Annotated in this window: 22 protein-coding genes; 10 read left to right on the top strand and 12 right to left on the bottom strand. The window is 63.7% G+C overall.

All coding sequences use genetic code 11. The features are described from left to right. Window positions 1–55: 55 nt before the first annotated feature. The 3 genes from BMI87_RS14430 to BMI87_RS14440 all read left to right on the top strand — a co-directional run bounded on the left by BMI87_RS14430 (window position 56) and on the right by BMI87_RS14440 (window position 1,939). Entirely contained in the window at window positions 56–652 is a 597-nt protein-coding gene (locus BMI87_RS14430) for a hypothetical protein (protein WP_146681618.1), read from the top strand. A 151-nt stretch (window positions 653–803) separates the two neighbouring features. Then, on the top strand, window positions 804–1,577 hold the full coding sequence (locus BMI87_RS14435) for a DUF6478 family protein (RefSeq protein ID WP_078522316.1): 774 nt from the start codon (window positions 804–806) through the stop codon (window positions 1,575–1,577). Window positions 1,578–1,588: 11 nt separating this feature from the next. Then, window positions 1,589–1,939 carry a hypothetical protein gene (locus BMI87_RS14440; RefSeq protein ID WP_078522317.1) on the top strand — a complete coding sequence of 117 codons (351 nt, stop codon included), beginning with the start codon at window positions 1,589–1,591 and terminating at the stop codon, window positions 1,937–1,939. A gap of 51 nt (window positions 1,940–1,990) precedes the next feature. On the opposite strand, the gene BMI87_RS14445 is transcribed toward BMI87_RS14440, so the two are convergent. Next, window positions 1,991–3,619: an AMP-binding protein gene (locus tag BMI87_RS14445; protein ID WP_078522318.1), complete on the bottom strand. Its 1,629-nt coding sequence runs from the start codon at window positions 3,617–3,619 to the stop codon at window positions 1,991–1,993. A gap of 97 nt (window positions 3,620–3,716) precedes the next feature. Here BMI87_RS14445 and BMI87_RS14450 point away from each other — a divergent pair, with 97 nt between their 5' ends. Both BMI87_RS14450 and BMI87_RS14455 read left to right on the top strand, forming a co-directional pair. Beyond that, the gene (locus BMI87_RS14450; protein ID WP_078522319.1) at window positions 3,717–4,364 is read left to right on the top strand and encodes a sulfotransferase family 2 domain-containing protein; all 648 of its coding nucleotides are present in this window, start codon (window positions 3,717–3,719) and stop codon (window positions 4,362–4,364) included. 262 nt (window positions 4,365–4,626) lie between these two features. Further along, window positions 4,627–5,295, top strand: a complete 669-nt coding sequence (locus tag BMI87_RS14455; protein WP_168174816.1) for a Hint domain-containing protein — start codon at window positions 4,627–4,629, stop codon at window positions 5,293–5,295. 180 nt (window positions 5,296–5,475) lie between these two features. Here the strand turns inward: BMI87_RS14455 and BMI87_RS14460 are convergent, their stop codons facing one another. The 10 genes from BMI87_RS14460 to BMI87_RS14505 all read right to left on the bottom strand — a co-directional run bounded on the left by BMI87_RS14460 (window position 5,476) and on the right by BMI87_RS14505 (window position 14,715). Continuing rightward, on the bottom strand, window positions 5,476–7,665 hold the full coding sequence (locus BMI87_RS14460; protein ID WP_078522321.1) for a 3-hydroxyacyl-CoA dehydrogenase NAD-binding domain-containing protein: 2,190 nt from the start codon (window positions 7,663–7,665) through the stop codon (window positions 5,476–5,478). 11 nt (window positions 7,666–7,676) lie between these two features. Beyond that, window positions 7,677–8,888 (bottom strand): acetyl-CoA C-acetyltransferase, encoded by a 1,212-nt coding sequence (locus BMI87_RS14465; protein ID WP_078522322.1) that lies wholly within the window; start codon window positions 8,886–8,888, stop codon window positions 7,677–7,679. 9 nt (window positions 8,889–8,897) lie between these two features. Continuing rightward, on the bottom strand, window positions 8,898–9,524 hold the full coding sequence (locus tag BMI87_RS14470; RefSeq protein WP_078522323.1) for a glutathione S-transferase family protein: 627 nt from the start codon (window positions 9,522–9,524) through the stop codon (window positions 8,898–8,900). A 194-nt stretch (window positions 9,525–9,718) separates the two neighbouring features. Continuing rightward, complete coding sequence (locus BMI87_RS14475) at window positions 9,719–10,255, bottom strand: hypothetical protein (RefSeq protein ID WP_078522324.1); 537 nt, start codon at window positions 10,253–10,255, stop codon at window positions 9,719–9,721. 16 nt (window positions 10,256–10,271) lie between these two features. Next, a complete protein-coding gene (locus BMI87_RS14480) occupies window positions 10,272–10,484 on the bottom strand; it encodes a hypothetical protein (protein WP_078522325.1) in 213 nt (70 codons plus the stop codon). A gap of 115 nt (window positions 10,485–10,599) precedes the next feature. Continuing rightward, a complete protein-coding gene (locus BMI87_RS14485) occupies window positions 10,600–10,959 on the bottom strand; it encodes a DUF6404 family protein (RefSeq protein ID WP_078522326.1) in 360 nt (119 codons plus the stop codon). A 167-nt stretch (window positions 10,960–11,126) separates the two neighbouring features. After that, complete coding sequence (locus BMI87_RS14490) at window positions 11,127–12,902, bottom strand: acyl-CoA dehydrogenase C-terminal domain-containing protein (protein ID WP_078522327.1); 1,776 nt, start codon at window positions 12,900–12,902, stop codon at window positions 11,127–11,129. 29 nt (window positions 12,903–12,931) lie between these two features. Next, a complete protein-coding gene (locus BMI87_RS14495; RefSeq protein WP_078522328.1) occupies window positions 12,932–13,327 on the bottom strand; it encodes a MerR family DNA-binding transcriptional regulator in 396 nt (131 codons plus the stop codon). A 239-nt stretch (window positions 13,328–13,566) separates the two neighbouring features. Then, entirely contained in the window at window positions 13,567–13,935 is a 369-nt protein-coding gene (locus BMI87_RS14500; protein ID WP_078522329.1) for a MerR family DNA-binding transcriptional regulator, read from the bottom strand. Window positions 13,936–14,022: 87 nt separating this feature from the next. Continuing rightward, complete coding sequence (locus tag BMI87_RS14505) at window positions 14,023–14,715, bottom strand: metal-dependent hydrolase (protein WP_078522330.1); 693 nt, start codon at window positions 14,713–14,715, stop codon at window positions 14,023–14,025. Between the two features lie 180 nt (window positions 14,716–14,895). On the opposite strand from BMI87_RS14505, the gene gatC reads away from it, so the two are divergent. The 4 genes from gatC to BMI87_RS14525 are packed head-to-tail and all read left to right on the top strand — an operon-like array spanning window position 14,896 to window position 18,080. Further along, window positions 14,896–15,183 (top strand): Asp-tRNA(Asn)/Glu-tRNA(Gln) amidotransferase subunit GatC, encoded by a 288-nt coding sequence (gatC, locus tag BMI87_RS14510; protein WP_075775378.1) that lies wholly within the window; start codon window positions 14,896–14,898, stop codon window positions 15,181–15,183. Further along, complete coding sequence (gene gatA, locus BMI87_RS14515; RefSeq protein ID WP_078522331.1) at window positions 15,180–16,658, top strand: Asp-tRNA(Asn)/Glu-tRNA(Gln) amidotransferase subunit GatA; 1,479 nt, start codon at window positions 15,180–15,182, stop codon at window positions 16,656–16,658. The genes gatC and gatA overlap by 4 nt, the downstream gene beginning before the upstream one ends. Before the next feature lies 1 nt (window position 16,659). Beyond that, on the top strand, window positions 16,660–17,394 hold the full coding sequence (locus BMI87_RS14520) for a hypothetical protein (protein ID WP_078522332.1): 735 nt from the start codon (window positions 16,660–16,662) through the stop codon (window positions 17,392–17,394). A 47-nt stretch (window positions 17,395–17,441) separates the two neighbouring features. Further along, window positions 17,442–18,080: an N-acetylmuramoyl-L-alanine amidase gene (locus BMI87_RS14525; RefSeq protein ID WP_246832708.1), complete on the top strand. Its 639-nt coding sequence runs from the start codon at window positions 17,442–17,444 to the stop codon at window positions 18,078–18,080. 73 nt (window positions 18,081–18,153) lie between these two features. On the opposite strand, the gene BMI87_RS14530 is transcribed toward BMI87_RS14525, so the two are convergent. Beyond that, complete coding sequence (locus BMI87_RS14530; protein ID WP_078522333.1) at window positions 18,154–20,169, bottom strand: NADPH-dependent 2,4-dienoyl-CoA reductase; 2,016 nt, start codon at window positions 20,167–20,169, stop codon at window positions 18,154–18,156. 225 nt (window positions 20,170–20,394) lie between these two features. Between BMI87_RS14530 and BMI87_RS14535 the strand changes: the two genes are divergently transcribed. Further along, window positions 20,395–21,300 (top strand): LysR family transcriptional regulator, encoded by a 906-nt coding sequence (locus tag BMI87_RS14535; protein WP_078522334.1) that lies wholly within the window; start codon window positions 20,395–20,397, stop codon window positions 21,298–21,300. The last annotated feature ends 11 nt before the right edge of the window (window positions 21,301–21,311 follow it).

Raw genomic sequence — 21,311 nt, forward strand, 5'->3', positions numbered from 1 at the left:
TGCTGTCGGACACCGCTCGTCACGTCTTTTGAAGCCCCTCGCCCTCGCGCTGGGGATGATCGGTTTGCTGGCCGCCTGCCAGCCGACGGCCTTCGGCACGGCGCAGGTCGCGAAGGCCCGCACCACGCTGGCCAATGGCGCGTTGACGGTGGCGGCGCCGAAAGGCTGGTGCATCGATCCGAAAAGCCTGCGCAATTCCGGCGCGGGGGGCTTCGCGCTCTTCGGCAATTGCGCGGCGATCTCGGGCAATGCCGAGGATGCCCATGCGCCCGAGCCCGCGCTGCTGAGCGTCACTGTCGGGCCGCCCGCCTTGGAGGACGGCTCCGGCAAGCTGTCGCAGGACCGGCTCAAGAAGATCGGCGATTTCTTCCATTCCGAGATCGGGCGCGCGGCGCTGTCGCGCTCGGGCGAAGCCGCTGACGTCACGATCAAGGGCACCGATATCTCGAATGGTACGTTGCTGTTGCGGGTCGAAGATCGCTCCGGCACGGGCGGACCGCCGATCGCGAAGACCTATCTGCGGGGCGTCACGGCGCTTGGCGGGCGGATCACGGCGCTGTCGGTGATGCCGCTGAAGGAAGGCGAAATGAGCTATGCCCAGCAGCGGCAATTGCTGGAGACATTCATCGCCGCGATCCGCGCCGCGAATTGACCGCCCAAGCCGACGCGCGGTTACCTTCCCGGTCAAAACCCGGAACGTGATGAGTTCGTGCGGAAATTCCCCCTTTCTCGCAACCCGATGATAAGGAATAACTGCTGTGATGCCGTAGGTGGCACCGGCAGGCGGGAAAGAAGGGCAGCACATGGCAGGACGGAACGGCGGGTCGCTGTTGCAACGGATTGCCGAGCGACGCAGCTTGCGGCGCTGGCGCGACGCGGCGTCCAAGGTCCCTGCATTGGATCCGGAGGGGCTGCGCGGTCTGCGCGCACGTGCCCGCGCCCTGCGCAACGAAGTCGACACGGTGCTGCGCGCAACTGAACAGCGGCTGACGGCCCTTCCCGGCGATAGCTCTGTGCGCAAACCGTCGGGCAGCGATTGGGCGTGGCGACCGCCGCTGTGGCGCGTGAAGGCGCATCCGCATGGCATCGCGGGGGCGCAAAGCCGCGACAAGCTTGGCGATGACCTCACCCTGTTTCACGACTGCCCCCGGTCCGAGATCACGCTGCGCCAGATCCGCAATACGACGGGCGAGACGCTCGCGCCGTTCGGGCTGCGGCTCGATGTGCTGCGGTTCGAAGGGTCGTTCCTGTCGCTGGTGCTCGATCTGCCCGACGCGGCGCTGGGCGGGCTGCAACTCAACCATCTCATCCGTCTGGAAATGCAGCTGGACTGCGAGCGGGAGCTGGAAGTGTTCTGCCGCCTCAACATCAAGCACGGCCCCAATTCGGAGCAGTTGGTGCGCGAACTGCCTCATGGCGACGGCGCGCGCTCTGTCGAATTCGATCTGGCCTATACGCGGATGAACGAACGGCGTCTGGAAAAGGCGTGGGTCGATCTGATTTTTGAAAACCCACGGATGAACGAGGTGGTGATCCGCGATCTCACCTTCGCGCGCTACCCGCGCGCCGAACTGTGACGGAGGCGAGGATGCTGGACAGCACGCGGATCAAGGCAGGGCGCTGGGAAGCGGTGAGCCATGAGAAAGAAGCGCCCGATCTGGAAGTGCGTCATCAGGGCGAGGTGCTGGAGGGGCTGTCGATCAGCGGCGCGCCCGGCGACTGGCGCCTCGCGCAGCCGATCCCGACGGAGTTGCTGAGCGAGGGGGTGCTGACCTTCCTCGTCTGCCGCAAGGCGGATGGCGAGGTGATCGACCGCTTCTCGCTGGTCGCAGGCGCGCCGCTGGCGGGTGATCTGCGCGCCGAGATCGACCTGCTGCGCGCCGAGCTGGACATGCTGTCGCGCGCCTTCCGCCAGCACTGCGCCGAGAGCGAAAGCTGAGCATTTCACGCGCGCCCCTCGCGCGCGGGCGCGGGCGCGTAGTAAATAGGCCTACGCGTCGAGCAGTTTGGCGACCGCCCGAAGCTCGAATTTCTGGATCTTGCCGGTCGAGGTTTTCGGCAGCTCCGAGAAGATCACGCGCTTGGGCGTCTTGAAGCCCGCGAGCCGCGCGCGACAGAACTTGATCAGTTCCTCCTCGGTCGCCTCCTTGCCCTCCTTCAGCTCGACAAAGGCGCAGGGCACCTCGCCCCAGGTCTCGTCCGGTTTGGCCACGACCGAGGCGAGCGACACCGCCGGATGGGCGCAGATCACGCCCTCAACCTCGACCGAGGAGACGTTCTCGCCGCCCGAAATGATGATGTCCTTCGCGCGGTCGGTGATCTTGATGTAGCCGTCGGGATGCATGAAGGCGATGTCGCCCGAATGGAACACGCCGCCCTCGAAGGCCTCGCGCGTGGCTTGCGGGTTCTTGAAATAGCCCTTCATCACCATGTTGCCGCGGAAGACGATCTCGCCCAGATGCTGCGCGTCGCGCGCGACCTCGCGGCCCTGATCGTAGACGGTGACCTTCTCGAGCATCGGCATCGAGACCCCGGTGCGCGCCTTCAGATCGGCGCGCGCCTCGCCCTCGGTCCCCTCCCAGGAGGGTTTCCAGGTGCATTCCACCGCAGGGCCATAGGTTTCGGTCAACCCGTAGACCTGCGTGACGTTGAAGCCCAGCGGCTCGATCGCGGCCAGCGTCGAGGCGGGCGGGGGCGCACCGGCGGTGAAGACCTCGACGACGTGATCGAAGGCGCGGCGATGCTCTTCCTTGGCGTTGATGATGGTGTTCAGCACGATCGGCGCGCCGCCGAAATGCGTCACGCCATGATCCGCTATCGCGTCATAGATCGCCTTCGCAGTCACGTCCCGGCAGCCGACGACCGTGCCGCCCATCATCGGCACCATCCAGCTATGGGTCCACGAGTTACAATGGAACAGCGGCACGATGGTCAGCAGAACCGGATAGAGCTGCATCCGCCAGGAGATCGCGTTGGCCTGAGTCGAGAGATAGGCGCCACGGTGATGATAGACGACGCCCTTGGGCTTGCCGGTCGTGCCGGAGGTGTAGTTGAGCGCGATGCTCTCCCATTCGTCCTCGGGCATGATCCAGTCGAACATCGGATCGCCCTCGGCCACCAGCGCCTCGTATTCGAGGTAATGCCCGGTCGGCTCGAAGCCGTGCTCGGGGTCGGCCACTTCGATGATCTGCGGCGCGGGGCCCTTCATCTTCTTCACGGCTTCTTCGGCCACCGGCAGGAAGGCCACGTCGCAAAGCACGATCTTCGCGCCGCCATGTTCGAAGATATAGGCGACGGTATCGACATCGAGCCGGGTGTTGATCGCGTTGAGGACCGCGCCACAGGCGGGCACGCCGAAATGCGCCTCGATCTGGGGCAGGGTGTTGGGCAGAAGCGTCGCTACCACGTCGCCGGGCTGCACACCGCGCGCCTTGAGGGCGGAGGCCAGCTGACTCACGCGCGCGTGGTAATCAACGTAATTATAAGAGCGGCTGCCGTAGATCACCGCAGGTCGCTCGGGGAAGACCTCCAGCGCGCGGTTGAGATGCGATAAAGGTGTAAGCGGTGCGTAATTCGCCGCGCATTTCTCCAGACCCGTCTCGTCGGCAAGCCAGCCCATGAAATCCTCCACGTAAATTGTCCGGGCATCTTCAGGCGGCATCGCGCGAAAGGAAAGAGGGTTTGCGTCATCTTTCGTCACAGCTAGTGTCGCGCGCATGATCGTTTCGCATGGCCGCCGCTACATCTTCGTTCATATCCCGAAGACGGGTGGCACGGCGCTGACGCTCGCGCTGGAGAACCGCGCGATGGCGGATGACCTGCTGATCGGCGATACGCCCAAGGCGCGGCGGCGCAAACGCAGGCTGGAGGGACGCGAGACTCGGGGGCGGCTTTGGAAGCACTCCACGCTGAGCGACGGGCTGGGTCTCTATAGCGAAGATGAGGCGCGCGCCTATTTCACCTTCACACTGGTGCGGAACCCGTGGGACCGGGTGGTCAGCTACTACCATTGGTTGCGCGAGCAGCGGATGGCGCATCCCGCCGTGGCGTTAGCAAAGTCGCTCAGCTTTTCGGACTTCCTTAACCATCCGCACACGCAGGCCTCGCTCGCGGCGGCCTCCTATGGCAGCTACATGCGGTTGCCGGACGGGGAGGAAATTTGTGACCTCTATATTCGCCTCGAAGATGTAGAGGCCGATGCCGCCCCCCTCGCGTCACATCTCGGGTTTCCCGTGACGCCCTTCGCGCGCTCCAACATTTCCACGCGGAAGCGCAACTGGCGCGGGTATTTTTCGAATACCGACGCTGAAATGGTTTCGAAACTCTGTGCCGAGGACATCGCGCGGTTCGGTTACCGATTCTAAATTTTCGCGCAATTGCAATTTGCGACGCAATTTGGGCGATTCTCACGGGTCTGTGAGCGCACCCCTATCCAAAAAGATAGGTCAAACGCGCGAACCCCTATCCAAAAAGATAGGTCAATCACGGGTCCGTGAGCAACTTACTGTCCGAAAGTATAGGTTTGCCACATTTCGGTCACCTTTCGGCCCCGGAAACTCCCCAGGAATCAATTGATCTAGGTAGGACGAAGAAATGGCCTCGCCGACTTTCAGAAGGAAGACCGACATGACCCGCAGTGCAACGACGACTTGGAACGACGATTGCGCCTTTGATTCCGCTCTGGCGGGCGCAACCTCCGGGCGAGTGCTCGATAACGGGGCTGCTTCGGGGATCGTTGCCGGAACGCGAATCGCGACCGCTATGGGCTGGCGCCCGGTGGAAGCAATTGCGGTTGGCGACATGGTCATGACCTTCGACAGTGGCCTGCGTCCCGTCGTGGACGTCAAGCGAACTCAACTCTGGCTCGGTCACGGGCGTTGCCCGGACCATCGCAAGCCGCTCGCCGTGCCGGTCGGCGCGTTGGGCAACAAAACCCCGATGCTGCTTTTGCCTGAACAGAACATGATGGTGGAAAGCGACATGGCTGAGGCAATTTACGGTGACCCCTTCGCCGTAATCCCTGCCTCTGCTCTTGAAGGCTATCGTGGGATCGATCGGATTACACCCCACCGTCCGATCGACGTGATCGTGCTGGAGTTTGAGGAGGAGGAGATCGTCTACGCAAATGGTTCTGGCATGGTCCATTGCGGTTCGATCAACAGCCACCGGCTCGAAGCACTCTTCGACGATGATGCAGGCCCGAACTATGAGACGCTGTCGCTTGAAATGGCACGCTCGATCGTTGCGGGGCTGATCGACGAAGATCTGACCGCGCACGCTTACGCGGCAGAGTGATAGCCCGGCCTGATTCCCTCCTGATCAACTGACAGGCCGAACGCCGCACCCATGACCAGGGTGCGGCGTTTTCCTTTGTCTTGGAGGCAGGTGGGAGGCGGGCGTTGAAGTGCCTCCCGGCCATAGAAAAACGCCGGGGCCTTTCGGTCCCGGCGTTCTGGTTTCTCTGGCGCTGTCGGATCAGGCGGCTTTCGCGGCCTGACCGTCGCCGTAGCGGCCGTAGAAGGTGTCACCCTTGGCTGCGATGTCGCGCAGCAGGGCCGGGGCCTCGAAGCGCGGACCGTATTGCGCGGTGAGCGCCTCGCAGATCGTGACGGCCTTGCCGGCGCCGAGAATGTCGAGCCAGCTGAACGGACCACCCGACCAGGGGGCGAAGCCCCAGCCGAGGATCGCGCCCACGTCACCCTCACGGATGTCTTCCAGCACGCCCTGCTCGAAGGCACGGACCGCTTCCAGCACCTGCGCCATCAGCAGGCGATGCTGGACGTGATGCACGTCAGGCTGCTCGTCGGCGCGCGGGAACTTGGCGTCGAGGCCTTCCCAGAGGCCCTGACGCTTGCCCTTCTCGTCATAGTCGTAGAAGCCCGCGTTCGACTTGCGGCCCATCCGGCCCTCGTCGGCCATCCAGAACAGCACGTCATCGACCGCCTCATCGGGATAGGCATCGCCCATCGCCGCCTTGGTGGCCTTGGCGATCTTCACGCCGAGGTCGATCGAGGTTTCGTCCACCAGCTGCAGTGGGCCAAGCGGCATACCGACCATCGTCGCGGCATGTTCCACCAGCGTCGGGTTCCCCCCCTCTGCCACCATGCGAATCCCCTCGTTGATGTAAGGAATGATGCAGCGGTTGGCGTAGAAGAAGCGCGCGTCGTTGACCACGATCGGCGTCTTGCGGATCTGGCGCACGAAATCGAGCGCTTTCGCCACGGCGACCGGGCCGGTCCCGGCACCCTTGATGATCTCCACCAGCATCATCTTGTCGACGGGCGAGAAGAAGTGGATGCCGATGAACTGCTCGGGGCGCGCGCTGGCCTTGGCCAGTTCGGTGATCGGCAGGGTCGAGGTGTTGGTCGCGAAGATCGCGTCCTGCGGGATCACGGCTTCGGCCTTCTTGGTGACCTCGGCTTTGACGCCCGGATCCTCGAACACCGCTTCCACGATCAGGTCGCAACCCTCAAGGGCGGCGTAATCCGTGGTCGCGTTGATCAGGCCGAGCGTCTTCGCCTTGCCTTCCTCGGTGACCTTCTTGCGCGAAATACCCTTGTCGAGGATGCCCTCGGAATAGGATTTCCCGCGATCGGCGGCCTCCTGGCTGTTGTCGATCAGCACGACCTCGATACCGGCCTTGGCCGAGACATAGGCAATACCTGCGCCCATCATGCCCGCGCCGAGGATGCCGACCTTCTTCACCTTCTGGTCCGGCACGTCGGGACGGTTCGCGCCTTTCTCCAGCGCGCCCTTGTTGATGAAGAGCGAGCGGATCATCGAGGTCGACGACGGGTTCAGCAGCACGTTGGTGAACCAGCGCGCCTCGATCTTGATCGCCTGATCGAAGGGCACGAGCGCGCCTTCATAGACCGCCGACAGAAGCGCCTTGGCCGCCGGATAGACGCCTGCGGTCTTGCCATGCACCATCGCGGAGGCACCGACGAAGGTCATGAAGCCCGCCGGGTGATAGGGCGCGCCGCCGGGCATCTTGAAGCCCTTCGCGTCCCACGGTTTCACCAGATCGGCGTCTTTCGCGTTCAGCACCCATTCCTTCGCGGCGGCCAGCGGATCCTCGACGACCTCGTCGATCAGGCCCGCCGCTTTTGCCTTCTTGGGGTCCGAGAGCTTGCCTTCCAGCAGGAAGGGCGCCGCCGCCATCGCGCCGAGCTTTCGCGAGACACGGGTGGTGCCGCCGCCGCCGGGGAAGATGCCGACCATGATCTCGGGCAGGCCGATCTTGGCCTTCGGATTGTCCGCGACGAAGGTGCGGTGCGTCGACAGCGGCAGCTCCAGACCGATGCCGAGCGCGGTGCCGGGGATCGCGGTTGCGATCGGCTTGCCGCCCTTGTTGGTCTTCGGGTCCATGCCCGCGCGCTCGATCTTGCGCAGGACATGGTGCATCTGCATCACGCCGTCGAAGATCGCCTGAGCGCCGCCTTCGCGCATCTGCGCGATGACGTTGAGGTCCATGCCGCCCGCGAAATCGGGCTTGCCGGAAGTGATGACCACGCCTTTGCATTTGTCATCCGCCAGCGCCTTGTCGATGAAGCTGTCGAGGAGCGCGAAGCCCTCCATGCTCATCACGTTCATCGACTTCTCGGGCACGTCCCAAGTGATGACGGCAACGCCGTCGCTTCCATGTTCGTATTTGAAATCAGCCATTTGTTCCTCCCTCACACGCGCTCGATGATGGTCGCGGCGCCCATGCCGGACGCAACGCAAAGCGTGGCCAGACCGGTGTTCAGGTCGCGGCGTTCCAGCTCGTCCAGCAGCGTGCCGATGATGATCGCGCCGGTGGCGCCGAGCGGGTGGCCAAGCGCGATCGCGCCGCCATTGACGTTGACCTTGTCGGCATCGACCTGGAAGGCTTGCATGAAGCGCAGCACGACCGCGGCAAACGCCTCGTTCACTTCGAACAGGTCGATATCCGAGATCGACATGCCCGAATCGGCGAGGATCTTCTCGGTCACCGGAACCGGGCCAGTCAGCATGATCGTCGGATCGGTGCCGATCTTCGCGGTGGCACGGATGCGCGCGCGGGGCTTGAGGCCATGCGCCTCACCGAATTCCTTGTTGCCGATCAGCACGGCGGCGGCACCGTCCACGATACCCGAGGAGTTGCCCGCGTGGTGAACGTGGTTGATGTGATCGAGATGCGGGTATTTCAGCATCGCGACCTTGTCGAAGCCGGGCATCACCTCGCCCATCTCCTTGAAGGAGGGCTTGAGGCCGCCGAGGCTTTCCATCGTGGTGCCCGCCCGCGGGAATTCGTCGTGGTCGAGGATGGTCAGACCGTTCTGGTCCTTCACCGGCACGATGGATTTCGCGAAACGGTTTTCCTTGATCGCCTCGGCTGCGCGGCGCTGCGATTCCACGCCGAGCGCGTCGACGTCTTCGCGGCTAAAGCCGTATTCGGTGGCGATGATATCGGCCGAGATGCCCTGCGGGACGAAGTAGGTCTTCATCGCGAGCGACGGGTCCACGGCGATTGCCGCGCCGTCCGAGCCCATCGCGACGCGGCCCATCATCTCGACGCCGCCTGCGATATAGCCCATGCCCGCGCCGCCGCGCACCTGGTTGGCGGCGAGGTTCACGGCTTCCATGCCCGATGCGCAGAAGCGGTTGATCGACAGGCCGGGGATGCGCTCGTCGAGATCCGACAGAAGCACCGCCGAGCGTGCGAGGCAGCCGCCCTGCTCCATCACCTGGGTCGCGTTGCCCCAGATCACGTCCTCGACCGCGTGGCCTTCGAGGTTGTTACGCTCCGCCACCGCGTTCAGCAGCCGCGCCGACAGCGCGACAGAGCTGACCTCGTGCAACGAGCCGTCTTTGCGACCCTTGCCCCGCGGGGTGCGGGCTGCGTCATAGATATAGGCTTCCGTCATGGTTCCTCCTCACGCCCGGTCGGAAGGATTGCCGGGCATCAAATCATAGGGGTGTTTCCAACCGGGCAGGGCGGCGATGCCATCCAGCCAACGGTCGATATTGGGGAATTCCTTGCGGTCGAACCCGAAGGGCTCGGGGTAGTAGAGGTAGCCGCAGCAGGCGAAATCGGCCAAGCTGGGTTGGTCGCCGACGACCCAGTCGCGGCCGTCCATATGCTTTTCCAGCGTCTTGATCGCGGTCAGCACGCGGCCCTTGAGCCAGCCGATCGCCTCTTGCGGACGCTTCTCTTCGGGCAGGAAGTTCATCAGGAAACGCAGGCCGCCTTGCTGGCCCGAGCCCTTTTGTGCGTCCCAGAACATCCAGCGCAGCATCTCGTTACGATCCTCGGCGAGGAATTTGCCGGTCTGCTCCGCGATATGAAGCTGGATTACGCAGGATTGCGACAGCGTCAGGTCACCCTCTTTGAAGACGGGTGCTTCGGCCATTTCGTTCAGCGACTGATACTCGGCGCTGCGCGCCTCGCCGTTGAAGAAATCGACATAGACAGGCTCCCAGTCGTAGCCCGCCAGTTCCATCGTCAGCGCCGCCTTGTAAGCGTTGCCTGACTCTCCGAAGCAATAAAGTTGTGCCGCCATTCGCTGCGGTCCTCCCTGATCACGGGGCCAATCTGACCCCTAAGTGACGCGAACGTAAGCCCCTCATGGGCGTTTCGCCGCAACGTCATTCCAGCACGACGTTGCGTTCAACGCGAGGGAGAGGGCGGCGTTCCGTCGCGAGAGGTGAACGGACGTGAACGGAAAGCGCGGAAAAAGCGAGCGGCGCGGTGCGGTTAGCGCACCGCTTCCATCGTGCCTTTGGGGAACTCGATGCCTTCGAAATCGGGATAGACCTTGCGCAAAACCGCGATCTGCGCCGGGCTGTCGATGCGCACGAGATACCATTCCTCGCCGTCTTGCAGCGCCAGAGTGGTATTGGTCGAGCGCACCTTGCCCATATCAGGCACCTCCATCACCGTCGAAGTCGGGATCTGCGCATAGGCCCGGCCCGAAGACGTCTCTCCGGTCTTCATCGCGGCGATGTTCATCTCAAAATCGTCGATCGTCACCGAGGCCATCGCGTCGTTGATCTGCTTGCGCATGATGTCTTCGAGCTGCTCTTTCGGAACACCCGTCTGATCCGCGATCGCCTGCATCATCTTCGGCGGCACCGTGTCGAAGAAGACGGAGTAGTCTTTATCGTTCACCGCCTTGGTGAAGCCCGCGACTTCCTGCGTCACCGCGTTGCGGTCGGCGGAGTCGAACGCGAGCGCAGGCAGGGTCGAGAGGGCAAGGGACGCGACAGCGAAAGCGAGAGACAGGCGGGTCATGGATGTCCTTTCGAAATCAGGCTTTGCGCTCGCCAAGCTCGGCCTTGAACAGCCGCAGGCGGTGGTTGAGATTTTCCTCGTGGGTGACGGAGTTGAAATGCTCGAACAGGAAGGTCAGTGCCTCGTCGGGCGTGATTTCCGCCTCCTGCGCGAAGCGATTGAGTCTGCGATAGGCGTCATTGGTCATGGCGACGGGAAAGCGACGGGTCAGGCGCAGGCGTTTGGGCATTCAGGCTCCGGGGCAATGTAGCGCGGGAAGGCGCGTCAGGTTGCGCGCAGCTTAGGAAGAAACCTGCGCGCTGGCCAGACCGCCGGTGCTTTGGCTCCGAGCCTCAAAGCCGCCCCTAGAGGTCGTCCCAATCGCTCAGCCCGAGCTTGTTCTTGCGGTGGATCTGCCACAGCGCCATCAGCGCACCGAAGGCGAGCGCCGAGATCACCAGCGTCACTAGATGCGGCGCGAAGGACATGCCCTCGGTCGCGCTCAGCAGGTGGTCCACCAGAAGCTGCGCGACCGCGAACCCGGCTGCGAAGATCAGCAGGTTCTGCTTCCAGTCGAGATAGGGAATCGGGCGCGGCTCGAAGCCCAGCCAATGCAGCACCCGCGCGCCCATTGGCGGTCGGGTCGAGCGGAACACACCCCGCGCCCGCAGCTCTGCGAGAGCGGCGTCGTAACGGCGGTTGGTTTCTGCATTATCGAGATACATGACGGCGGGACTCGGTGGGAATCGTCTCTGGTTGGAGACTCCGAGGGTAGACCCGCACGGGCGCAAAACAATTGCCCGGCCCTACACTTCGCCTGACATGGCGGTGATTGAAAATTGAAACGGCGGGCCGAGGCCCGCCGTTCATTTTTTCGTTGGATCCGGTCGCCTTAGAACTGGTCGTCGGCGAGCGCCATGACCGGGTCCGCGCCGGTCTCGATCCGCGCGAGGTGCATCGCGCAGGCCGGAAGCTGACGCGCCATGTAGTAGCGGCCCGTGGCGATCTTGCCTTCGTAGAACGCCGTATCCGACGCGCCGTTGTCGAGCGCGGTGAAGGCGGCTTTCGCCATCCGCGTCCACATCAGGCCAAGGCAGACATGCCCCATCAGGTGCATGAAGTCATAGCTGCCCGAGAGCGCCGCGTTCGGGTTCTTCATGCCGTTTTGCATGAAGAACATGCCCGCCGTCTGAAGCTGCTTGGAGGCATTTTTCAGCGCGTCGGTGAAGGGCTTCATCCGCTCGTCATCGTCATGCGATTTGCACTCGGCTTTGACCATCTCGAAGAAGGCCATGACGTGCTTGCCACCGTCGGCTGCCAGCTTGCGGCCCACCAGGTCGAGCGCCTGAATGCCGTTCGCACCCTCGTAGATCATCGCGATGCGCGCGTCGCGCACATGCTGCGACATCGGCCAGTCCTCGGTATAGCCGTGGCCACCGAATACCTGCTGCGCGGAGACGGCGGTCTCGAAGCCCTTGTCGGTCAGGAAGCCCTTGATGACCGGGGTCATCAGCGAGATCAGACCTTCGGCCTCGGCGTCGTTGAGCGCATGGGAGCGGTCGATCAGATGCGCACCCCAGAAGGTGAAGGCGCGCGCGCCCTCGACGAAGCTCTTCTGATCCATCAGCATCCGGCGCACGTCCGGGTGCACGATGATCGGATCGGCGGCTTTCTCGGGTGCTTTGACGCCGGTCACGTCGCGACCCTGCGTGCGGTCCTTGGCGTAAGCCACGGCTTCCTGATAGGCGGCTTCGGCCACGGCGTAGCCCTGAAGGCCCACGCCGAGACGCGCTTCGTTCATCATCGTGAACATCGCGCGCATCCCCTTGTGGAGATCGCCCAGCAGCCAGCCCTTCGCGCCGTCATAGTTCATGACGCAGGTCGCGTTGCCGTGGATGCCCATCTTCTCTTCGAGCTTGCCGACCGAGAGCGAGTTGCGCTCGCCGAGCGAGCCGTCCTCGTTGACGAGGAATTTCGGCACGATGAAGAGCGACACGCCCTTGGTGCCTTCGCCACCGCCCGGCGCTTTCGCCAGCACGAGGTGAATCACGTTATCCGACAGGTCGTGATCGCCCGCCGAGATGAAGATTTTCGTGCCGGTGATCGCGTAGGAGCCATCGTCCTGCGGCTCGGCCTTGGTGCGCATAAGACCCAGATCGGTGCCGCAATGGGGCTCCGTCAGGTTCATCGTGCCGGTCCAGTCGCAGGTGACCATCTTCGGCAGATAGGTCTGCTTCTGCTCGTCCGTGCCGTGCGTGTGGATCGCCGAATAGGCGCCGTGGGTCAGGCCCTGATACATGTTGAAGGCCATGTTTGCCGAGACGAACATCTCGCCCACCGCGCAGTTGAGCAGATAGGGCATGCCCTGACCGCCGAACTCGGGGTCGCAATCGAGCGCGGTCCAGCCGCCCTCTTTCATCGCTTCGAACGCCTTGTCGAACCCTTTGGGCGTGCGGACCACGCCGTTTTCGAGCACGCAGCCTTCCTTGTCGCCCACCTCGTTCAGAGGGGCCAGCACCTCGGACGAGACCTTCCCGGCCGCATCCAGAACGGCCTCAGTGAAGTCGCGGTCCATTTCCTCGTAACCCGGCACATCCGAATTCGAGACTTTGAGCAGCTCATGCAGCACAAACTGCATGTCCTTGGTGTTGGCGATAAAGCTCGACATGGTTCGCTCCCTTTAGTCGTCTTCGCGGATCAGGCCGCGTCGTCGTGGCGCGCCTTCTCCAGTTCCTTCTCCGCCCACTCGATCTGACCGGCCAGTTCGTCGATCGCCTGACCCAGTTCCTCGCGTTGGCGCGTCATTTCCTCCAGACGTTGCTGTGCGAGCTTGATCGTCTCGTTCAGCTGCGTCTTCTGCTTGTCGCCCATCTCGTAGAGGTCCAGCAGCTGGCGGATATCCTCCAGCGAAAACCCGAAACGTTTGCCGCGCAGGATCAGTTTCAGCCGGGCGCGATCGCGTCGCGTAAACAGCCGCTTCTGTCCCTCGCGAATGGGAAACAGCAACTCCTTGCTTTCGTAGAACCGCAGGGTGCGCGGGGTCACCTCGAAGGCGTCGCACATCTCGCGGATCGTCATTACTGTGTCGGTCATACTCTCTGCCTCGCGTTTCCTTTGCGTAATGCGACGCGGCAAATCGTCTGCCTGCGGCCACATTACAAGACTTCTTTACGTTCGCGTCACCGTAACGTGGCGTCACGAATCCAATGACGTAATGTCAGGGAATTTTTACCGTACGGTAAAGCAAGTTTCTTTCCTCGAAACTCGCCATAATCGTCAAGCTCACAAGGCGCTCTCACGACCTCGCTGACGTTAAGGAATGCATTTCAGGGTCAAGAATCAAGTGTGTCCCGAACCTGATCACGCAATTGTCGGAGGTCGTCGATAGCCGCGTCCAATTCTTCACGCTGCTGCGTCAATACGTCAAGCTGCCGATCGGCAAGTTCGACCCAGACGCGGTTCTGCTCTTCCGTGCCTTGCTGATCGTAGATCATGAGCCACTGGCGCAGTTCCTCGAGCGAGAAGCCAAATCGGCGACCGCGCAGGATCAACGTCATCCGCGCGACCTCGCGCGGACCGTAATAGCGCGAACGTCCTTCCTTCTGGGGATTGAGAAGCTCGATATACTCGTAATAGCGCAGCGTGCGCGGGGTCACGTCGAACCGCTCGCACATCTCCTTGAAGGACAATAAGTCTGACATCTATTCGGCCTCCCGATCCGGGCGAGAAGCTAGCGCGCCGGGCTGCAAGCTGCAAGCAATGCCGCCCGCGGCCCGGCGCGCTTCAGCTTAGATCTCGATAGCTTTGAGCATCTCGGGTTCGATCACATCCACGCCGGGCAAGCCGTCGATGAGCGGCTGGGCCGATTGCTCCAGCGCATCGAAGGTCTTGTAGTGGCAGGGAATGACGGTCTTGAAGTTGAAATACTTCTTCGACGCCCAGGCCGCGCGCTTCATGTCCATCGTGAAATGGCCGCCCGCTGCGAGGATGCCGATATCGGGATTATGCAGTTCGCCCATCCATTCCATGTCGGCCATGATGTCGGTGTCGCCGGTGACATAGATCGTGTGACCTTCGGCTTCGATCATGAAGCCCGCGGGCTGGCCTGCATAGACCGGATCGCCGCCCTTGTAGTCGATCGAGGCCGAATGGGTCGCGTTCACCATCGTGACCTTCGCGCCGCCTAGATCGACCGTGCCGCCCTTGCCGAAGCCGACGGTTTCGGCCCCCTCGGCGCCAAGGATGATCGACAATTCGTGAATGCAGTAGATCGGAATGCCCAGTTCCTTCGCGATCGGCACCGCATCGGAGGCGTGATCGCCATGGCCATGGGTCAACAGCAGATGCGTCGCGCCTTTGATAGCTTCGCTGCGCTTATCGTCCGGAAAGACCGGCGAGCCGGTCAGGAACGGGTCGAGCAGGATCACGGCATCGCCGGTTTCGATGCGGAAGCCGGAATGGCCGAGCCAAATGACTTTCATATGGGTTTCCTCCGTTAGGCACTTCGATTGTGACAGGGTGACGTATCAGCACTGTGCAGGTTCCAAGATTAGCGCGCAAATTCGCGTGTGACAGGGCAGGGGCCCGCTGATGCGGGGCGCGGCGCTTGAAAGCCCCAGTGGCTCGGGCTAAACCGCCTTCCAAGACAAGCGGAGAAGCACATGTCCATTGATATCGACACCGCCCGCAAAGTGGCGCATCTGGCCCGGATCCGGGTGCCCGAAGACCATCTGCCCGAGCTCGCGCAGGAGCTGTCCAGCATCCTGACCTTCATGGAGCAGCTCAACGAGGTCGACGTTGAGGGCGTCGAGCCGATGACCTCCGTGACGCCGATGCGCCTCAAGCGCCGCGTCGACGAGGTGACCGATGGCGGTTATCCCGAGAAAATCCTCAAGAACGCCCCCGATGCCCGTGAGGGCTTCTTTGCCGTGCCGAAGGTGGTCGAATGAGCCTGAACAAACTGACGATTGCCGACGCGCGCGATGCGCTGAAGAAGGGCGACGTGACCGCGGTCGAACTGACCGAGTCCTGCCTGAGCGAGATCGAGGGCGCTGGCGCGCTGAACGCTTACGTGCACAAGACCCCCGAGATCGCGCTGGAGCAGGCCAAGGCCGCCGATGCCCGCATCAAGTCGGGCAACGCGCCCGCGATGTGCGGTATCCCGCTGGGCATCAAGGATCTTTTCGCGACCAAGGGCGTGGCGACGCAGGCCGCGTCGAACATCCTCGACGGGTTCAAACCGGAATACGAATCCACCGTCACGCAGAACCTGTGGGACGCGGGCGCGGTCATGCTCGGCAAGCTGTCCATGGACGAATTCGCGATGGGCTCGTCGAACGAGACCGCCTGCTACGGTCCCGCCGTGAACCCGTGGAAGATCGACGACCGGCAACTGACGCCGGGTGGCTCCTCGGGCGGTTCGGCTGCCGCTGTCGCCGCCGACCTGTGCCTTGCCGCGACCGGCACCGATACCGGCGGCTCGATCCGCCAGCCCGCCGCCTTCACCGGCATCGTCGGCATCAAGCCGACCTATGGCCGGGTCTCGCGCTGGGGCGTGGTGGCGTTCGCCTCTTCGCTCGATCAGGCGGGCCCGATGACCAAATCGGTGCGCGACGCGGCGATCATGCTGGGCACGATGTGCTCGCACGACCCGAAGGATTCGACCTCCGCCGATATTCCGGTCCCGGATTTCGAGGCGGCGCTGACCGGCGACATTCGCGGCAAGAAGATCGGTATCCCGAAGGAATACCGCATCGAGGGCATGCCCGCCGAAATCCAGAAGCTCTGGGACGACGGCATCGCGATGATGAAAGATGCGGGCGCCGAGATCGTCGATATCTCGCTTCCGCATACGAAATACGCGCTGCCCGCCTATTACGTCGTGGCCCCGGCGGAAGCCTCGTCGAACCTCGCACGCTATGATGGCGTGCGCTACGGTCACCGCGCCAAGCTCGCGGCGGGCGAGGGCATCGTCGACATGTACGAGAAGACCCGCGCCGAGGGCTTCGGCCCCGAGGTGCAGCGTCGCGTGATGATCGGCACCTATGTGCTGTCGGCAGGCTTCTACGACGCCTATTACAACCGCGCCCGCAAGGTCCGCGCGTTGATCAAGCGCGACTTCGAGCAGGTCTTCGCACAGGGCATCGACTCGATCCTGACGCCCGCCACCCCGTCGGCCGCTTTCGGGCTGGGCGAGATGGACGGCGCCGATCCGGTCGAGATGTATATGCAGGACGTGTTCACCGTGACGGTGAACCTTGCGGGCCTTCCCGGCGTTTCGGTGCCGTGCGGGCTGGACAGCAAGGGTCTTCCGCTGGGGCTGCAACTCATCGGGCGGCCCTGGGAAGAGGGCGATCTGCTGAATCACGCCCATGTCCTCGAACAGGCGGCGGGCTTCGCGGCCAAACCGGAAAAATGGTGGTAACATGAAACAGGCACTCGCGATCCTCGGCGGCGTTCTGGCCCTCTCGGGCTGTATCTCTTCGATCCCCGACAGTGGCCCCGAGGCCCGTCGCGAGGCCGAACTGCGCGGCCAGCCCATCGTGCCGCCTTCGGCGCAGAGCGTTCTGCCGACCGACAACGGTTCGACGAACCCCGACGCGCCCGGCGCACCGCTGAATGCGACCGGCACCGCGATGCCCGGCACGACCAATGCGCTCTCCGCGCCGACGATCGATGCAGGCGGCACCATTGGCGACGACCCGTCGACCTCGGCCTCCAGCTCGAATGGTGGCGACAATAGCGGTGCCGCGATCGGGGCCGATGCGATGGCTGCGCTGCAGGAAACCGACGCGTCGAACAGCACCGCCGGGTCGAGCACCACGGCCAGCTCGCCGGGTTTCGACACCACCGCGTCGAGCAGCCTCGCCACCGCGCCGGTCGCGCAGAACACGATCAGCAATCAGGACAGCTCGGGTCCGAACCTCGCCGCCTATGCGCTGTCGGTGTCGAACCGGCCGGGTGATTCCGTCTACAAGCGGTCGGGCATCAAGCTGACCTCCGCGAGCAAGGCCTGCGCGAAATACGTCTCCGCCGATCAGGCGCAGCGCGCCTTCCTCTCGGCAGGCGGCCCGCAGAAAGACCGGCTGAACCTCGATCCCGATGGCGACGGTTTCGCCTGCGGTTGGGATCCGACACCGTTCCAGACCGCGCGTCAGTGAGCGCCGACTGGCCCTCACCCAATTACGGCCCGCGCCGCGATGGGGCGGTGCCGGAGCTTATCATCATCCACTACACCGCGATGCGGTCCTGCGAGGCCGCGCGCACCCGCCTCTGCCTGCCCGAGGCGGAGGTCTCCGCGCATTGGCTGATCGGGCGTGACGGCTCGGTCGAGCAACTCGTGCCCGAAGAGAAGCGCGCTTGGCATGCGGGTTTGGGGAGCTGGCAGGGTCTGGGCGATGTGAATTCGCGCTCCATCGGGATCGAGTTGGACAATGAAGGCGACCGTCCGTTCCCCGAGCCGCTGATGGCGTCACTGGAAGAGCTGCTGCCGCAGATCATGCGCCGCTGGGCAATCGCGCCGGAAAATGTCATCGGCCATTCGGATTTCGCGCCCGAGCGCAAGATCGACCCGGGGCCACGTTTCGACTGGCACCGCCTCGCGCGGCAGGGCCTGGCGATCTGGCCTGAGCGGAGTGCAGCTGCGCCCGCGGTGGACGCTGAGAGCTTCCTCGCGCTGGCCTCCAACCTCGGCTACCCCGAGGCGCCGCTCGCGACGATCCTGCCCGCCTTCCGCCTGCGTTTTCGTCCGCGCCATGAGGGACCGCTGGATGCGGTCGACATGGCGCTGGTCGCCGATCTGGCGATGCGTTTCGGCGCAGATGGCGGGGCGTGGCGATCAAGCTGAAAGCGAGGAGGGGGCTCTGCCCCCGCTCGCGATGCGAGTCCCCCGGGATATTTCTTCCAAGCCGAAGAGGTGATCAGAGCGCTGCGGCGAGCCGGGTGCCCTGATCGATGGCGCGTTTCGCGTCGAGTTCCGCCGCCACATCCGCGCCGCCGATCACATGCGGGCTACGGCCCGCCGCGATCAGCGCATCGGCCAGCGAGCGGTCCGAGAGTTGGCCTGCGCAGAGCACGACCGTATCGGCCTCGATCAGCGTCGGGTTTTCGCGCGCCTCTCCGAAAGTGACATGCAGCCCCTCGGCGGTGATCTTCTCGTAATTCACGCCGCCGATCATCTTCACGTCCTTCATATGCAGCGCCGCGCGGTGAACCCAGCCCGTGGTCTTGCCGAGGCGGCGGCCGAGTTTTTCCTTCTTGCGCTGCAACAGCGTCACTTCGCGGGCAGGGGCTTCGGGCTCGGGCTTGGTCAGCCCGCCAGGCGTCTGCGCCGGATCGCCGACGCCCCATTCGCGCTTCCATTCTTCCAGATCGAGGGTCGGGCTTTCGGTCACCGTCAGGAATTCGGCCACGTCGAAACCGATGCCGCCCGCGCCGATCACTGCGACGCGTTTGCCGGCGGTGACGCGGCCTTTGAGGATGTCGATATAAGTCACGACCTGCCCGCCCTCGGTCGGGATTTCCGGGTCGCGCGGCTGCACGCCGGTCGCGATGATGATCTCGTCGAAGGGCGCGAGCAATTCGGGCGTGGCGTCGGTTTCCAGCTTCACCGTCACGCCGGTCTTCTCGACCATGGTCTTGAACCAGTCGGTGAGCCCGTGGAATTCCTCCTTGCCGGGGATCGCACGCGCCATCGTCAGCTGCCCGCCGAGTTCAGAGGCGCGGTCGAACAGGGTCACCGCGTGGCCGCGCTCTGCCGCGGTGATCGCGGCAGACAGGCCCGCCGGGCCCGCGCCGACGACGGCGACGGATTTCGGCGCCTCGGTCTTGGTGATGACGATCTCGGTCTCATGGGCGGCGCGCGGATTCACGAGGCAGCTCGAGACCTTGCCCTGGAAGGTGTGGTCCAGGCAGGCCTGGTTGCAGGCGATGCAGGGCGCGATCTCGGCAGCGCGGCCCTCTTTCGCCTTCACTACGAAATCCGCATCGGCGAGGAAGGGACGCGCCATCGACACCATGTCGGCGCAGCCTTCGCCCAGCACCTCTTCTGCGACTTCAGGCGTGTTGATGCGATTGGACGTGATGACCGGGATAGAGACCTCGGGCTTGAGCCGCCCGGTCAGCCAGGTGAAAGCCGCCCGCGGCACCGACGTCACGATGGTCGGCACCCGCGCCTCGTGCCAGCCGATGCCGGTGTTGAGCATCGTGGCGCCCGCCGCCTCGACGGCTTTGGCGAGCGTGACGACCTCTTCCCAGGTCGAGCCGTCGGGGATCAGGTCGATCAGCGAGATACGGAAGATCACAATGAAATCGGGGCCGACCGCTTCGCGCACGCGCTTGACCACTTCGACGGGCAGGCGCATCCGGTTCTCGAACGAGCCGCCCCAACCGTCTTCGCGCTTGTTGGTGTGGCGCACGAGGAACTGGTTGAGGAAATAGCCCTCGGAGCCCATCACCTCGACGCCGTCATAGCCCGCCTCGCGGGCGCGCGCGGCGGCGGTGGCAATGTCGGCGATCTGCTTCTCTATCCCGGCTTCATCGAGCTCTTTCGGTGGGAAGGGGGAGATCGGAGATCTGATGGCCGACGGGGCCACGCAATCGGGGCCATAGGCGTAGCGCCCCGCGTGGAGAATTTGCATCGCGATCCGGCCACCGGCCTCATGCACGCGGTCGGTGATGATGCGGTGATGCGCGATATCCTCGGGGGTGAACAGCCCCGCCGCGCCGGAGAAGACGCCACCTTCATTATTAGGGGCCATGCCGCCCGTCACCATCAGCGCGACACCGCCGCGCGCGCGCTCGGCATAGAACTCGGCCACCGCATTCCAGTCGCCGCGCTCTTCTAGATTGGTGTGCATCGAGCCCATCAGCACGCGGTTCGGCAGCGTCACATGGCCCAGATCGAGCGGCGTGAAGATATGCGGATATTGGCTCATGTAACCCTCCCTGATTTGGCCCGCACTCTGCGGCGCGAGGCCAAGCTTGTCACGTCAAACGCGGCGTCAGAGCGAAAGCGCCACCGTTTCGCAGGGATCACCAACCTGCGGGATTCTCTCCGATTGTTACCCTCGTATTGTCGCCGCGAAGTCTAAATTGCGCCCGATTTCGTGCCGATAAGCGGGAAATAAGAAACAGAAATTACAAGCCGAAGGGTGTTTGGGATGGATCGCCTGACTGAAATGGAAGCCTTTGCCACCGTTGTGGACCAAGGGGGCTTCACCGATGCGGCCAAGAAGATGGGCATCTCCAAATCGGCTGTGTCGAAACATGTCTCGGCGTTGGAGGCGCGCCTCGGCGCACGTCTTCTGAATCGCACCACCCGTCGCGTTTCGCCGACGGAAATCGGGCTGGCCTATTACGACCGCGCGCGTCGTGTTCTCAACGATGCGGGCGAGGCCGATGCGCTGGTCACGTCGATGCAGACGGCGCCGTCTGGGCTGCTGCGCATCTCGGTCGCCACCGATTTCGGTGTGAATCTTCTCTCGCCCGTTCTGGGCGAATTCCTGCAGGAATTTCCCGAAATCACCGTGAATATGGTGCTGAACAACCGCTATGTCGAACTCATCTCCGAAGGGTTCGACATGGCGATCCGCGTCGGCGAACTGGAGGATTCGAGCCTGCGTGCGCGCAAGCTGACCGAGACCTCGCGCCGGATGATCGCCTCGCCGGATTACTTCGAGAAATTCGGTCGCCCCGAGCGGATCGACGATCTCAACGACCACAAGCTGCTGCATTATTCCAACCAGTCGGCGGGCAATGTCTGGAAGCTGACCGCGCCTTCGGGCGAGCGGCGTCAGGTCCGCTCGGCGGGCTGGCTGACGGTCAATGACGGTCAGTCGCTGCTGCATGCTGCAACTGCGGGTCTTGGGATCGCTTACCTGCCGTCCTTCCTTTACGCCGATGCGATGCGCGAAGGGTTGGTGGAAGAGGCGATGCCCGATCTGCCGATGGAGACGCTGGGCATCTATGCGATCTATCCGCCGGGCCGTTTCACGCAGCCGAAAGTGCGCGCCTTCATCGATTTCCTCGCCAAGACCTTCGCCGAGAAGGGCCCCGACAACTGGTGAGAGCGAACTCC

It is taken from the genome of Thioclava sp. F28-4, assembly GCF_002020045.1.
Lineage (GTDB): Bacteria > Pseudomonadota > Alphaproteobacteria > Rhodobacterales > Rhodobacteraceae > Thioclava > Thioclava sediminum.

Coding starts and splice junctions, on each gene's coding strand:
- BMI87_RS14485 (WP_078522326.1), bottom strand. CDS start 10,959: ATGTATCTCGATAATGCAGAAACCAACCGCCGTTACGACGCCGCTCTC.
- BMI87_RS14445 (WP_078522318.1), bottom strand. CDS start 3,619: ATGGGCTGGCTTGCCGACGAGACGGGTCTGGAGAAATGCGCGGCGAAT.
- BMI87_RS14495 (WP_078522328.1), bottom strand. CDS start 13,327: ATGACCGACACAGTAATGACGATCCGCGAGATGTGCGACGCCTTCGAG.
- BMI87_RS14490 (WP_078522327.1), bottom strand. CDS start 12,902: ATGTCGAGCTTTATCGCCAACACCAAGGACATGCAGTTTGTGCTGCAT.
- BMI87_RS14440 (WP_078522317.1), top strand. CDS start 1,589: ATGCTGGACAGCACGCGGATCAAGGCAGGGCGCTGGGAAGCGGTGAGC.
- BMI87_RS14530 (WP_078522333.1), bottom strand. CDS start 20,169: ATGAGCCAATATCCGCATATCTTCACGCCGCTCGATCTGGGCCATGTG.
- BMI87_RS14435 (WP_078522316.1), top strand. CDS start 804: ATGGCAGGACGGAACGGCGGGTCGCTGTTGCAACGGATTGCCGAGCGA.
- BMI87_RS14430 (WP_146681618.1), top strand. CDS start 56: ATGATCGGTTTGCTGGCCGCCTGCCAGCCGACGGCCTTCGGCACGGCG.
- BMI87_RS14460 (WP_078522321.1), bottom strand. CDS start 7,665: ATGGCTGATTTCAAATACGAACATGGAAGCGACGGCGTTGCCGTCATC.
- BMI87_RS14535 (WP_078522334.1), top strand. CDS start 20,395: ATGGATCGCCTGACTGAAATGGAAGCCTTTGCCACCGTTGTGGACCAA.
- gatC (WP_075775378.1), top strand. CDS start 14,896: ATGTCCATTGATATCGACACCGCCCGCAAAGTGGCGCATCTGGCCCGG.
- BMI87_RS14480 (WP_078522325.1), bottom strand. CDS start 10,484: ATGCCCAAACGCCTGCGCCTGACCCGTCGCTTTCCCGTCGCCATGACC.
- BMI87_RS14455 (WP_168174816.1), top strand. CDS start 4,627: ATGACCCGCAGTGCAACGACGACTTGGAACGACGATTGCGCCTTTGAT.
- BMI87_RS14505 (WP_078522330.1), bottom strand. CDS start 14,715: ATGAAAGTCATTTGGCTCGGCCATTCCGGCTTCCGCATCGAAACCGGC.
- BMI87_RS14470 (WP_078522323.1), bottom strand. CDS start 9,524: ATGGCGGCACAACTTTATTGCTTCGGAGAGTCAGGCAACGCTTACAAG.
- BMI87_RS14465 (WP_078522322.1), bottom strand. CDS start 8,888: ATGACGGAAGCCTATATCTATGACGCAGCCCGCACCCCGCGGGGCAAG.
- BMI87_RS14500 (WP_078522329.1), bottom strand. CDS start 13,935: ATGTCAGACTTATTGTCCTTCAAGGAGATGTGCGAGCGGTTCGACGTG.
- gatA (WP_078522331.1), top strand. CDS start 15,180: ATGAGCCTGAACAAACTGACGATTGCCGACGCGCGCGATGCGCTGAAG.
- BMI87_RS14450 (WP_078522319.1), top strand. CDS start 3,717: ATGATCGTTTCGCATGGCCGCCGCTACATCTTCGTTCATATCCCGAAG.
- BMI87_RS14475 (WP_078522324.1), bottom strand. CDS start 10,255: ATGACCCGCCTGTCTCTCGCTTTCGCTGTCGCGTCCCTTGCCCTCTCG.
- BMI87_RS14520 (WP_078522332.1), top strand. CDS start 16,660: ATGAAACAGGCACTCGCGATCCTCGGCGGCGTTCTGGCCCTCTCGGGC.